Annotated in this window: 11 protein-coding genes; 9 read left to right on the top strand and 2 right to left on the bottom strand. The window is 66.8% G+C overall.

Annotated elements, in window-relative coordinates; genetic code table 11:
- Positions 1-2: 2 nt before the first annotated feature.
- Positions 3-1,166 carry an isovaleryl-CoA dehydrogenase gene (locus HGB51_RS19355; RefSeq protein WP_070208149.1) on the bottom strand — a complete coding sequence of 388 codons (1,164 nt, stop codon included), beginning with the start codon at positions 1,164-1,166 and terminating at the stop codon, positions 3-5.
- A 101-nt stretch (positions 1,167-1,267) separates the two neighbouring features.
- Here HGB51_RS19355 and HGB51_RS19360 point away from each other — a divergent pair, with 101 nt between their 5' ends.
- The 3 genes from HGB51_RS19360 (at position 1,268) to HGB51_RS19370 (ending at position 4,205) form a co-directional block, all read left to right on the top strand.
- On the top strand, positions 1,268-1,873 hold the full coding sequence (locus tag HGB51_RS19360) for a TetR/AcrR family transcriptional regulator (RefSeq protein WP_070208150.1): 606 nt from the start codon (positions 1,268-1,270) through the stop codon (positions 1,871-1,873).
- A 105-nt stretch (positions 1,874-1,978) separates the two neighbouring features.
- Positions 1,979-2,497, top strand: a complete 519-nt coding sequence (locus HGB51_RS19365) for a c-type cytochrome (RefSeq protein ID WP_070208151.1) — start codon at positions 1,979-1,981, stop codon at positions 2,495-2,497.
- A 262-nt stretch (positions 2,498-2,759) separates the two neighbouring features.
- Entirely contained in the window at positions 2,760-4,205 is a 1,446-nt protein-coding gene (locus HGB51_RS19370) for an ExeM/NucH family extracellular endonuclease (RefSeq protein WP_070208175.1), read from the top strand.
- An 89-nt stretch (positions 4,206-4,294) separates the two neighbouring features.
- Here the strand turns inward: HGB51_RS19370 and HGB51_RS19375 are convergent, their stop codons facing one another.
- Positions 4,295-5,152: an EamA family transporter gene (locus HGB51_RS19375; RefSeq protein ID WP_070208152.1), complete on the bottom strand. Its 858-nt coding sequence runs from the start codon at positions 5,150-5,152 to the stop codon at positions 4,295-4,297.
- A gap of 55 nt (positions 5,153-5,207) precedes the next feature.
- Here HGB51_RS19375 and HGB51_RS19380 point away from each other — a divergent pair, with 55 nt between their 5' ends.
- The 6 genes from HGB51_RS19380 (at position 5,208) to HGB51_RS19405 (ending at position 12,349) form a co-directional block, all read left to right on the top strand.
- On the top strand, positions 5,208-5,882 hold the full coding sequence (locus tag HGB51_RS19380) for an alpha/beta hydrolase (protein WP_084738991.1): 675 nt from the start codon (positions 5,208-5,210) through the stop codon (positions 5,880-5,882).
- Positions 5,879-6,979, top strand: a complete 1,101-nt coding sequence (gene zapE, locus HGB51_RS19385; RefSeq protein ID WP_070208154.1) for a cell division protein ZapE — start codon at positions 5,879-5,881, stop codon at positions 6,977-6,979. The genes HGB51_RS19380 and zapE overlap by 4 nt, the downstream gene beginning before the upstream one ends.
- A 428-nt stretch (positions 6,980-7,407) precedes the next feature.
- Positions 7,408-9,792, top strand: a complete 2,385-nt coding sequence (locus tag HGB51_RS19390; RefSeq protein ID WP_070208155.1) for a ribonucleoside-diphosphate reductase subunit alpha — start codon at positions 7,408-7,410, stop codon at positions 9,790-9,792.
- A gap of 135 nt (positions 9,793-9,927) precedes the next feature.
- The gene (locus HGB51_RS19395; RefSeq protein WP_070208156.1) at positions 9,928-10,947 is read left to right on the top strand and encodes a ribonucleotide-diphosphate reductase subunit beta; all 1,020 of its coding nucleotides are present in this window, start codon (positions 9,928-9,930) and stop codon (positions 10,945-10,947) included.
- Between the two features lie 118 nt (positions 10,948-11,065).
- Entirely contained in the window at positions 11,066-11,479 is a 414-nt protein-coding gene (locus HGB51_RS19400; protein WP_070208157.1) for an acyl-CoA thioesterase, read from the top strand.
- A 48-nt stretch (positions 11,480-11,527) separates the two neighbouring features.
- Positions 11,528-12,349 carry an NAD-dependent protein deacetylase gene (locus tag HGB51_RS19405; protein ID WP_070208158.1) on the top strand — a complete coding sequence of 274 codons (822 nt, stop codon included), beginning with the start codon at positions 11,528-11,530 and terminating at the stop codon, positions 12,347-12,349.
- Positions 12,350-12,437 lie beyond the last annotated feature (88 nt).

Below are 12,437 nucleotides of genomic sequence, written 5' to 3' on the forward strand. Positions count from 1 at the left end.
CCTTACTTGGTGCGCTGGAACAGTTCGCGGCCGATCAGCATGCGGCGGATTTCCGAGGTGCCGGCGCCGATTTCATACAGCTTGGCATCGCGCCACAAACGCCCGGTCGGGTACTCGTTGATATAGCCGTTGCCGCCCAGGATCTGGATCGCCTGGCCGGTGAGCCAGGTGGCCTTCTCGGCCGAGTACAGGATCGCGCCGGCAGCGTCCTGGCGGGTGGTGCGGCCCAGGTCGCAGGCGCGTGCCACCGCATACACATAGGCGCGGCAGGCGTTGAGGCCCACGTACATGTCGGCCAGCTTGGCCTGGATCAGCTGGAACGTGCCGATGGCCTCACCAAACTGCTTGCGCTCGTGCACGTACGGCATCACCACGTCCATGCCGGCCGCCATCAGGCCAAGCGGGCCACCGGAGAGCACCACGCGCTCGTAATCCAGCCCGGACATCAGCACCTTGACCCCGCCGCCCACCGTGCCCAGCACGTTGGCTTCCGGCACTTCGCAGTCTTCGAACACCAGCTCGCAGGTGTTGGAGCCGCGCATGCCGAGCTTGTCCAGCTTCTGCGCGGTGCTGAAACCCTTCATGCCCTTTTCGATCAGGAACGCGGTGATGCCCTTGGCGCCGCCGTTCGGGTCGGTCTTGGCATACACCACCAGCACGTCCGCATCCGGGCCGTTGGTGATCCACATCTTGTTGCCGTTGAGCACGTAGTGGTCGCCGCGCTTGTCCGCGCGCAGCTTCATGGACACCACGTCCGAACCGGCGCCCGGCTCGCTCATGGCCAGCGCGCCGACCTTCTCGCCGCTGCACAGGCCGGGCAGGTAGCGCTGCTTCTGTTCTTCGGTGCCGTTCTTGCGCAGCTGGTTCACGCACAGGTTCGAGTGCGCGCCGTAGGACAGGCCGATGGCGCCCGACGCGCGCGAGATCTCTTCCATCGCCACCACGTGGGCCAGGTAGCCCATGCCGCTGCCGCCGTATTCTTCTTCCACGGTCAGCCCGAGCAGGCCCTGCTCGCCGAGCTTGCGCCACAGCGCATGCGGGAACAGATTCTCTTCGTCAGCCTTGGCCGCCAGCGGCGCGATCTCGGCCGAGGCAAAATGGGCCACGCTCTGGCGCAGCATGTCGATCTCTTCGCCCAGGTCGAAGTTCATGGTGGGGACGTGCATGAGGCGGCTCCGAGCGGCAGAAGGTGACGATAGGCCTCCAGCCTAGTCCTCCCGGCAGCAAAAGTGAACACAAATTCAAAAATTGAACATAGAATCAGCAAATGGCCTATAAACGCTCCGCACTGATGGAAGAACGCCTGGCCGGGGCCCGCGAGCGGATCCTGCTGGCGACCCGTCGCCTGGTCGCCGCCGGCGGCTACCGCAATGCCCCGGTGACCGCCGTGGCCGCCGAGGCGGGGGTGTCCACAGGCCTGATCTACCGGCACTTCCCGTCCAAGGCCGAACTGTTCGTGGAGGTGCTGACCGATGCGGTCGAGCACGAACTGCGCATCTTCGAAGGCATTGCCGCCGAACCGCTGCCCGCCCCGGAGCGCCTGCGCCGGGCGATCACCGCCTTCGTACGCCGAGCCTTGGCCGGCCCCGGGTTGGCCTATGCCTTCATCGCCGAGCCGGTGGACCCGGAAGTGGAAGCCGAGCGCATCCGCTGCCGCCGCCTGTTCGGTGACGTATTCCGCCGCATCGTGGACGACGGCGTGGAAGCCGGCAGCTTCCCCGCGCAGGACACCGAGGTGGCTGCGGCCTGCATCGTCGGGGCGTTTACCGAAGCGCTGGTCGGCCCCACCGCGCCCAGCCGCGACGGTCATGGCGACCAGACCGCACTGGTGGAATCGATCTGCGTTTTCTGCCTGCGCGCTGCAGGCGGCTGATGCTGCAATGCATCACCTGGCGGCGGCTTGCAGAGCGCCGCCGACGCTGGTCATACTCGGCGGACAAGCCGTAGTCCAACGACTGCCAGCCAGGGGTGAAAGAGAGTGCGGAATTACGACCTCGAGTTCCTGAAACGCTTTTCGATGCTGATTGCTTTCCTGATGGCCCTGACGCTCGGACTGATCCTGTTCGCTGCGTACCTGCACACCCGCGTTCCCCCTGAAATCTCGCCCCAGGCCGTCAAGCGCACTGAACAGCGCATTGCCCCGGCCGGTGCGGTGTATGCCGGTGCCACCGGCATGGCGGACCAGGCGGCGGCGAAGGCCGCAGCCCTGGCCAAGGCCGCCTCGCAGGTCGCCTATGGCGGCACCACCGACGGCAAGGTGATCTTCGACAACCTGTGCACGGCGTGCCACACCACCGGCGTAGGCCAAGCGCCGACCCTGGACCACGCGCATTGGGATGGTCGCCTGGGCCAGGGCAAGGACACGCTCTACAAGCACGCCATCGAGGGCTACACCGGCCCGGACGGCGGCATCATGCCGCCCAAGGGTGGCAATCCGGCGCTGACCGAAGAGCAGATCCACGCCACCGTGGATTGGATGCTGGCGAATCTGAAGTAATCGGTGGGGCGGGGTCATTCCCGCGTCCGGCATCGCGGGGGACACGCATGGCGTGTCTCTACGTGGGTCCGGCACCGCGATGACACGCGTGGCGTGTCACTACCGGGGTCTGCCACCATCCGCGTAGCGACACGCCATGCGTGTCCCACGGAAACCCACCCCAAGCGGGCTTTGCCCAACCCGCCCAAATCCCCACCCGTGCCCGCTTCCCGCCACAATTCGGCGTTAGTCTGTGCACCCGTTCTCCATGACCACCCCGCCGATGCGCCGTCGCTCCCTCGCTCTTGCCCTGTCGCTGCTGCCCGCCACCGCGTTCGCCCAGGCCCAGCCGCAGGCACACCCGACCGCATCGCCGGCGGCGGCTCCTGCTTCCGCCACCGTCACCCTCACCGCCGCCCCCGCCGACTGGCGCGCGCTCGACGGCCAGCACGTGCGCATTGCCGCGCCGCTGACTCTGGCCGGCACCGACGGCCTCACCCGCTTCGGCGAACTCACCGTCTCCTTCGAAGGCCGTCTCTGGCAGCCCAGCGAAGTGGCCGCCCCCGGCACCGACGCCCACGCCAAGGTCATCGCCGACAACCAGCGCCGCCGCCTGCTGCTCGATGACGGCAGCAGCGCGCGCGACCCCGGCCCGGTCGCCTACCTGCCGCCCAACGCCACCCTGCGCACCGGCACCGTGCTGCGCAACGTGGAAGGCATCGTGCACGTGGATGACAAGGGCACCCCGCGCCTGCAGGTGACCACCCCGCTGCAGCTGCCCGCGCTCGCCCGCCCGGAAAACGCCCCGGTGGTTCCCGGCGCACTCAAGGTGGCGGCGTTCAACCTGGAAAACTTCTTCAACGGCGACGGCCAGGGCGGCGGCTATCCCACCCTGCGCGGCGCCCGCACCCTGGCCGAACACCAGGCGCAGACCGCCAAGCTGGTCGCCACCGTCAACGCCCTCGGCGCCGACGTGGCTGCGCTGATGGAACTGGAAAACGACGGCTACGGCCCGCAGTCGGCCATCGCCGAACTGGTCGCCGCACTCAACGCGAACCGGGGCAAGGGCGCCGATTGGCGCTTCATCGACGCCGGCAAGGGCCCGGGCGACAACCCGATCCGGGTCGGCATCATCTACCGCAGCTCAAAGGTGACCCCGGTCGGCGCCCCGGCCGTGCTCGAAACCGCCCCGTTCGGCCCGCACAGCCGCGTGCCGCTGGCCCAGGCCTTCCGCGCCGGCAAGGGCGCGCCGTTCGTGGTGGTGGCCAACCACTTCAAGTCCAAGGGCTGCTCCGAAGCCAGCGGCGCCGACGCCGACCAGAAGGACGGCCAGGGCTGCTGGAACCCCACCCGGGTCGAATCGGCGCGCCTGCTCAACCAGTGGCTGGGCACCGACCCGACCGGTGCGGGTACCTCAGACGCCATCCTGCTCGGCGACTTCAACGCCTACGCCATGGAAGCCCCGATCCGCACCCTGCATGACGCGGGTTGGCGAGACGCCTTCGCCGTGGCCAAGGTCGACCGCCCCTACAGCTACGTCTACAGCGGCATGACCGGCCGCCTCGACCACGCCCTGCTCAGCCCGGGCATGGCCAAACGCCTGCGCGGCGCCGCCGAGTGGCATATCAATGCCGACGAAGCCGATGAGGTGGGTTACCAGGGCCGTAATGAAGCCGGCCCGTGGCGCAGTTCGGACCACGACCCGTTGATTCTCGGGTTCGACAGGTAATCGTCGCCGTCGCAGCCACGCAGGGCGTGGCTCTACCGGCGGGGGCGGTTGGATCTGAGGTAGAGCCACGCCCTGCGTGGCTGCGCCAATCATCCCCAGGCGATAAAACCAATCGCCACCACCGCCAACGCCAACCCCGCGCGGTTCCACCGCGTGGTCGGCTCGCCGAACGCGAACACCCCCACCAGCGCCCCCAGCACCACCACGCCGATGTTCATCCCGGCGAACACCGTGGCCGGGCTGTCCGGCAGCGCCTGGTGCGCGTGCACATAAAAGAGAATGTTGCCGCCATTGAGCAGCCCCAGCAGCGCCCCCGCCCCGGCATTGCGCAGGCTCAACCGGCTGCGCCCACTGGCATGCCGCCACAGCTGCACCGCCAGCATCAGCACGAAGGCAATGCTGAAACAGGCCAGCAGCGCCGCCATCGACGGTGTGCCCGACAACGCCACCTGCTTCAACAGCACGTCCACCAGCGCAAACCCCACCCACACCGCCAGCAGCCAGCGCCAGCTGCCCGCCTCACCGGCCACCGCCGGCCCGCGAGGACGCAGGCTGATCCCCACCATCGCCACAAGCCCCAGTCCCAGCCCGAGCAGCTTGAGCGGCGTCGCGGTCTGCCCGAAGAACAGAAAAGCAGCCAACAACGACAGCAACAGCGACAACCGCTGCGCCACATCGGTGCGCACGATCCCGGCCACCGCCACCGCGCGACCCAGGATCAGGAACAGGGAAGGCAGCACCACCGCCAGCACCAGCAGCGCCGGCCAAGGCGCATGCGTGCTCTGCAGCGCCTGCAACGGCGGCTGCAGCACCAACGCCGTAAGCCCGGCGGCCACCAGGTAATTCCAGGTCACCATCTGCGCCACATCCAGGCCGCGCCGGGCGGCCAGCTTCAGCAGCACCGAGACCAACACACTGCAGACCACGCTGAAAAGCAGATAGAACATGGGGTTCCAGGCAGGCGCGGCGGTGAAGGCCGCAGGGGAGCGGTATTATGACGCCATGCACAATCCCACTTTCCCCACTGAAAGCGGCACCCTGCAGCTGGCCGGCCCGGTCGGCGCGCTGGAGGTGGCCGTCGATCTGCCCAAGGCCGACGTGCCCGCCCAGCCCGTGGTGGCGATCATCTGCCACCCGCTCTCCACCGAGGGCGGCAGCCTGCACAACAAGGTGGTGACCATGGTCGGCACCACCCTGCGCGAGCTGGGCGTCACCACGGTGCGCTTCAACTTCCGCAGCGTCGGCGCTTCGGCCGGCAGCTTCGACCACGGCAATGGCGAACAGGACGACCTCAAGGCGGTTGCCGCCTGGGTCCGCGAGCAGCGCCCGGACGCCACCCTGTGGCTGGCCGGTTTCAGCTTCGGCGCCTTCGTCTCGCTGCGCGCCGCCGCCGAACTGCAGCCGGACGTGCTGGTCTCCATCGCCCCGCCGGCCGGTCGCTGGGACTTCGACGGTGTGCAGCCGCCGACCCGCTGGCTGGTCATCCAGGGCGACGAGGATGAAATCGTCGACCCGCAGGCCGTCTACAACTGGCTGGACAGCCTGGACGCCCCGCACGAACTGGTACGCATGCCCGAAACCAGCCACTTCTTCCATCGCAAGCTGATCGACCTGCGCGGCGCCATCACCCACGGCGTCAAGCACTGGCTGCCCACTGCGGACAGCGCCAGCGCATGAGCGACACCCCGATGACCCCCTCCCAGCGCTACGCCGAAGGCGTGGCCAAGGGCGAATGGCAGAACGACCCGGCCCAGCACGCCGCCCTGGCCGAGCTGGACCGCATCCACCTGGCCCTGCTCGACAGCGCCCAGGATGGCTGGCTGGACCGCCTTTCGGCCTTCTGGAAGAAGCCCGAGCCGGTCAAGGGCCTGTACTTCTGGGGCGGGGTAGGGCGCGGCAAGACCTTCCTGGTCGACCTGTTCTACGACGGCTTGCCGATCGAGCAGAAGTACCGCACCCACTTCCACCGCTTCATGCGCGGCATCCATGAACGCCTGCGCGAGCACCAGGGCCAGAGCGACCCGCTGGCCAAGATCGCCCAGGAATGGCGGACCAGGCTGCGCGTGCTGGTGCTGGACGAATTCTTCGTCACCGACATCGGCGACGCCATGCTGCTGGCGCGCCTGCTCGAGCGCATGTTCGCCGAGGGCGTCACCCTGGTCACCACCTCGAATACCGCGGTGGAGAACCTGTACCTGAATGGGCTGCAGCGCGACAGCTTCCTGCCGGCCATCAGCCTGCTGCAGACCTACTGCGTGGAGCTGTACGCCGAAGGCACCGAAGACTACCGGATGCGCGCGCTGACCCACTCGCCGGTGTACCAGGCCCCGCGCGACGCCGAAAGCGACGCCTGGCTGGCCAGCCGCTGGGCCGCCCTGAGCGGCGGGCAGGCGCCCAAGGCCGGCAACATCGAGATCGAAGCGCGCAAGATCCCGGTGCGTGCGCGCGGCAAGAGCATCGTCTGGTTCGACTTCAAGGCCCTGTGCGAAGGCCCGCGCGGCCCCTCGGACTACATCGAGATCGCCCACGAGTTCAACACCGTGCTGCTGGGCGACATCCCGCACTTCGACCGCACGAATGAAGATGCCGCCCGCCGATTCGTGAACCTGATCGACGAGCTGTACGACCGCCACGTCAACCTGGTCTGTACCGCCACCGACGCCCCGGTCGCCCTGTACACCGGCACCCGCCTGCAGGGCTCATTCGAGCGCACCGCCTCGCGCCTGATCGAAATGCAGAGCGCCGAATACCTGGGCACCCCGCACCGGGCGTAATCCGCCCGGTGTCTTCCCGATTCGGGCGCATTCGTTACGTCCGCGTGACGCCCATCGTTCCGTTTTTCGACCCCCTGCATCACGCCGAAAAGTCGCCCCTGACGCTTGACTGCGCACTCCATTTCCACAGGTCGGGACCGTTCGTCGGACGCCCTTCCCAGCCGCTCCTTGCGCCACAAGGGATTGCCCAGATTCCCTACATTTGGCGTTGACTCCCCCATATACCCCCACTATCTTGTGGCTGGCCCTTCCACCGACCCCAAGTGGTGGAGGCCACCGCCGAGCCAGTCGCGACAATCTCCGGGGGGAGGGATGACCGGCGTCACCACGGGAGCTGCAGTCGCGCTTCCTGAGACGCCCTCGTGCCACCCTGAAGACCTGAGCGCGCCACCTAGTGCCGCCCCAAATCACGCCAAGAGGAAAACGCCGTGAGCACCGAAACTAGCGCAGCCACCACTCAGGAAAGCGAATTCCTGCTGACTTCGCCGCCGACCAATACGGCGATGAGCGTCACCAAGCGCAATGGAACGACCGAACTGGTGGATCTGAACAAGATCGTGCGCGCGGTGCAGCGTTCGGCTGAGGGCCTGCATGCGGTCGACCCGATGCGCGTGGCTACCCGCACCATTTCCGGCCTGTACAACGGCGCCACCACCCAGGAGCTGGACGAGCTGTCCATCCGCACCGCCGCCCTGCTGATCGGTGAAGAGCCCGAGTACGGCCGCCTGGCCGCGCGCCTGCTGGCCAACTACATCGCCAAGGAAGTGTCCGGCCAGGAAATCCACGCCTTCTCGCAGTCGATCGGCCGTGGCCACGAAGTGGGCCTGATCAACGACCGCCTGTTGAACTTCGTGCAGACCAACGCGCGCAAGCTCAACGATGCGATCGACATCGGCCTGGACCTGAACTTCGACTACTTCGGCCTGCGTACCCTGTACGACCGCTACCTGCTGCGCCATCCGCACACCCGCAAGGTGATCGAGACCCCGCAGCAGTTCTTCCTGCGCATCGCCAGCGCCCTGAGCGAAGACGTGCCGGAAACCCTGGCGCTGTACAAGCGCATGGGCAACCTCGATTACCTGCCGTCCAGCCCGACCCTGTTCAACTCCGGCACCACCCACGAGCAGCTGTCCTCGTGTTTCCTGCTGGACTCGCCGCAGGACTCGCTGGAATCGATCTATTCCAAGTACGGCGACATCGCCCAGCTGTCCAAGTTCAGCGGCGGCATCGGCGTGAGCTACACCCGCGTGCGTTCGCGCGGCTCGCTGATCAAGTCCACCAACGGCCATTCCAACGGCATCGTGCCGTGGCTGAAGACCATGGACTCGTCCGTGGCCGCGGTGAACCAGGGGGGCAAGCGCAAGGGCGCGGCCTGCGTGTACCTGGAAACCTGGCACGCCGACATCGAAGACTTCCTCGAGCTGCGTGACAACACCGGCGACGAATCGCGTCGTGCGCACAACCTGAACCTGGCCAACTGGATCCCGGACCTGTTCATGAAGCGCGTCGAGTCCGACCAGGAATGGTCGCTGTTCGACCCGCGCGTGGTGCCCGAATTCACCGACCTGTTCGGCGAAGCGTTCGAAGCCGCTTACCTGCAGGCCGAAGCCCAGGGCAAGGCCAACCGCACCATCTCCGCGCGCAAGCTGTACTCGCGCATGATGCGTACCCTTGCCGAAACCGGCAACGGCTGGATGACCTTCAAGGACAAGTGCAACCGCGCCAGCAACCAGACCCTGCGCGCCGGCAACGTGATCCACCTGTCCAACCTGTGCACCGAAATCCTGGAAATCACCTCGGCCGAAGAAACCGCGGTGTGCAACCTGGGCTCGATCAACCTGGGCAACCATTTCGACGTCCACGGCGAATTCGACTACGAAAAGCTGGCCGACACCGTGCGCCTGGCCGTGCGCCAGCTCGACCGCGTGATCGACCTGAACTTCTACCCGATCGAATCGGCCCGCCGCGGCAACCTGCGCTGGCGTCCGGTCGGCCTGGGCTGCATGGGCCTGCAGGACGTGTTCTTCCGCAAGCGCCTGGCCTTCGACAGTGCCGAAGCCCGCGCGCTGTCCAAGAAGATCGCCGAGACCATCTACTTCCACGCGCTGGAAACCTCGGTCGAACTGGCCCAGGAACGCGGCAAGCACCCGTCCTTCGCCGACACCCGTGCGGCCAGCGGCGAGCTGCAGTTCGACGCCTGGAACGTGGTGCCGGAAGACACCGCGCGTTGGGACGCCCTGCGTGAGCGCATCAAGGAACACGGCCTGCGCAACTCGCTGATGATCGCGATCGCCCCGACCGCAACCATCGCCTCCATCGCCGGCTGCTACGAGTGCGTCGAACCGCAGGTGTCCAACCTGTTCAAGCGCGAAACCCTCTCGGGCGACTTCCTGCAGGTCAACCGTTACCTGGTGAACGAGCTGAAGAAGCTCGGCCACTGGACCCCGGAAATGCGCGACACCATCAAGCTGGCCGAAGGCTCCATCCAGGGCATCCCGCAGATCCCGGAAGCCCTGCGCCACGTGTACCGCACCGCATGGGAACTGCCGATGCGTTCGCTGATCGACATGGCCGCCGACCGTGGCGCCTTCATCGACCAGTCCGCTTCGCTCAACCTGTTCATGGAAAGCCCGAACATCGGCGCCATGTCCTCCATGTACATGTACGCCTGGAAGCAGGGCATCAAGACCACCTACTACCTGCGTTCGCGTCCGGCCACCAAGATCGCCAAGACCACCGTCAGCAGCTACACCCCGGTCGAAGCCGTGGCCTGCTCGCTGGAAAACCCGGAAGCCTGCGAGGCTTGCCAATAAGACCGGCGTGCCGGTCCCAACGGGCTGGCGCCCCCGGCCGCTGATCGGCCGCTCCACTCGTAGCGCCGGGCTCTGCCCGGCCGCTTTTGATCGTAGCGCCGGGCTCTGCCCGGCCGCTCTTCGCAAGGAATCACCATGGCCGACAAGCCCCGCCAAATGCTGCTCGATCCCGGTTTTGAACTGACCCTGCGCCCGATGCGCTACCCGCAGTTCTATGACATGTATCGCAACGCGATCAAGAACACCTGGACCGTGGAAGAAATCAACTTCCAGATCGACATCAGCGACCTGCACGGCAAGATGTCGCCGGGCGAGCGCCACCTGATCCACCGCCTGGTCGCGTTCTTCGCCACCGGCGACTCGATCGTGTCCAACAACCTGGTGCTGAACCTGTACCAGCACTTGAACGCGCCCGAAGCGCGCATGTACCTCTCGCGCCAGCTGTACGAAGAAGCGCTGCACGTGCAGTTCTACCTGACCCTGCTCGACAACTACCTGCCGGATCCGGACGAGCGCGTCAAAGCCTTCGCCGCGGTGGAGAACATCGACTCGATCAAGAAGAAGGCCGACTTCTGCTTCAAGTGGATCGACTCGATCCAGGACCTCAAGCGCATCGAAACCCGCGAAGAGCGCCGCCAGTTCCTGCTCAACCAGATCTGCTTCGCCGCGTGCATCGAAGGCCTGTTCTTCTTCGCCGCCTTCGCCTACGTGTACTACTTCCGTTCGCGCGGCCTGCTGCCGGGCCTGGCCTCGGGCACCAACTGGGTGTTCCGCGACGAAAGCGCGCACATGGACTTCGCCTTCGAATCGGTCCGCGTGGTCCGCGAAGAAGAGCCCGACCTGTTCGACGACAAGATGAAGCAGGAGGTCTACGACATGTTGGCCGAAGCCATCGACTGCGAAGTGCAGTTCGCCGAAGACGTGCTCTCCGGTGGCGTCGCCGGCATCTCCACCCGCGACATGCGCGAGTACCTGCAGCACTGCGCCGACAACCACTTCGCCAAGCTCGGCATGGAAAAGAAGTACAACGTGCGCAACCCGCTGCCGTTCATGGAACTGCAGGACGTGCAGGAACTGACCAACTTCTTCGAACGCCGCCCCTCGGCCTACCAGGTGGGCGTGCAGGGCGAAGTCGCCTTCGACATGAACTTCTGAGTCCATCCAGAACGTGTCCCGAAAGACCCCGGCGCTGCCGGGGTTTTTTCGTTGTACGCCACCGTCTCACCGCCGCTGCCGTATCATCCGCGCGACACCCCTTCACACGGCCGCCCCCATGACCGCCACGCCCGACATCGTCCCGCCCACCGAAGTGCGCATGGCCGAAATCGTCTTCCCCAACCACACCAACCACATGGGCACCCTGTTCGGTGGCCAGGCGCTGGCCTGGATGGACAAGGCCGCCTTCCTCGCCGCCGCGCGCTACTCGCGCCGCACCGTGGTCACCGCCCGCTCCGACCAGGTCGACTTCAAGCTGCCGATCAGCATCGGCCAGATGGTCGAAACCATCGGCCGCATCGTCGAAGTCGGGCGCAGCTCGATGAAGGTGGAAGTGGAATTGATCGCCGAAGACCTGCACACCGGCGAGCGCAAGCTGTGCACCCGCGGCCAGTTCGTGATGATCGCGCTGGACGAAAACCACAACCCCACCGCCGTGCCGGCCCTGCCGGCCGATATCGCCGGACCCTGAACAGGCCGGGGCGATTGCGAAGCCCGCAATCGCCCCCATCTTGCTGGCATGCCTACGCCCCTGGCCGACTTCATCCACAGCGCGCGCCGCCTGTTCGTCCTGACCGGCGCCGGCTGCAGCACCGACTCCGGCATTCCCGATTACCGCGACGCCGACGGCCAGTGGAAGCGCACCCCGCCGGTGAACTACCAGGACTTCATGGGCGGCGAGCCCACCCGCCAGCGCTACTGGGCACGCAGCCTGATCGGCTGGCCGCGCTTCGGCCAGGCCCTGCCGAACGGCACCCACGCCGCCCTGGCCGCACTGGAAGCACGCGGCCAGGTGGAAGTGCTGCTCACCCAGAATGTCGACTGCCTGCACCAGCGCGCCGGCAGCGAAGCGGTGATCGACCTGCACGGCCGCCTCGACCAGGTGCGCTGCATGGGCTGCGAAACCCGCAGTGGCCGTGAGGAATTCCAGCACACCCTGCTGGCCGCCAATCCCGGCTGGGACGCGCTGGAGGCGGGCATCGCGCCGGATGGCGACGCCGATCTGGAAAACGTGGACTTCAGCACCTTCAACGTACCGGCCTGCCCGCACTGCGGCGGCATCCTCAAGCCCGACGTCGTGTTCTTCGGCGAAAACGTCCCGCGCGCGAGGGTTGAAGCAGTGCACGCCCACCTGCAGAACGCCGACGCCGTACTCGTCGTCGGCTCCTCGCTGATGGTCTATTCCGGCTACCGCTTCGTCCAGGCCGCCGCTAAGGCCGGCCTGCCAGTAGCTGCACTAAACCTCGGCCGCACCCGCGCAGATGACCTGCTGACCCTGAAGGTTGAACAGCCCTGCGCCCCCGCGCTGTCGTTCCTGCTGCCGGATGCGCTCCCGGCATGACGCACACATTCCGATGAATGCGCATCCCGGTAGAGCGGGGCTCTGCCCCGCCAGCTTCACCGTTCGACCCACATCCCGGCCGGCACGC

The sequence above is a fragment of the Stenotrophomonas bentonitica genome, assembly GCF_013185915.1.
GTDB classification, from domain to species: domain Bacteria; phylum Pseudomonadota; class Gammaproteobacteria; order Xanthomonadales; family Xanthomonadaceae; genus Stenotrophomonas; species Stenotrophomonas bentonitica.

What these genes read in the sequence shown, in the direction of transcription:
- HGB51_RS19355 (WP_070208149.1), bottom strand. Translation starts at nt 1,166, where the DNA reads ATGCACGTCCCCACCATGAACTTCGACCTGGGCGAAGAGATCGACATG.
- HGB51_RS19360 (WP_070208150.1), top strand. Translation starts at nt 1,268, where the DNA reads ATGGCCTATAAACGCTCCGCACTGATGGAAGAACGCCTGGCCGGGGCC.
- HGB51_RS19370 (WP_070208175.1), top strand. Translation starts at nt 2,760, where the DNA reads ATGCGCCGTCGCTCCCTCGCTCTTGCCCTGTCGCTGCTGCCCGCCACC.
- HGB51_RS19375 (WP_070208152.1), bottom strand. Translation starts at nt 5,152, where the DNA reads ATGTTCTATCTGCTTTTCAGCGTGGTCTGCAGTGTGTTGGTCTCGGTG.
- HGB51_RS19380 (WP_084738991.1), top strand. Translation starts at nt 5,208, where the DNA reads ATGCACAATCCCACTTTCCCCACTGAAAGCGGCACCCTGCAGCTGGCC.
- zapE (WP_070208154.1), top strand. Translation starts at nt 5,879, where the DNA reads ATGAGCGACACCCCGATGACCCCCTCCCAGCGCTACGCCGAAGGCGTG.
- HGB51_RS19395 (WP_070208156.1), top strand. Translation starts at nt 9,928, where the DNA reads ATGGCCGACAAGCCCCGCCAAATGCTGCTCGATCCCGGTTTTGAACTG.
- HGB51_RS19400 (WP_070208157.1), top strand. Translation starts at nt 11,066, where the DNA reads ATGACCGCCACGCCCGACATCGTCCCGCCCACCGAAGTGCGCATGGCC.
- HGB51_RS19405 (WP_070208158.1), top strand. Translation starts at nt 11,528, where the DNA reads ATGCCTACGCCCCTGGCCGACTTCATCCACAGCGCGCGCCGCCTGTTC.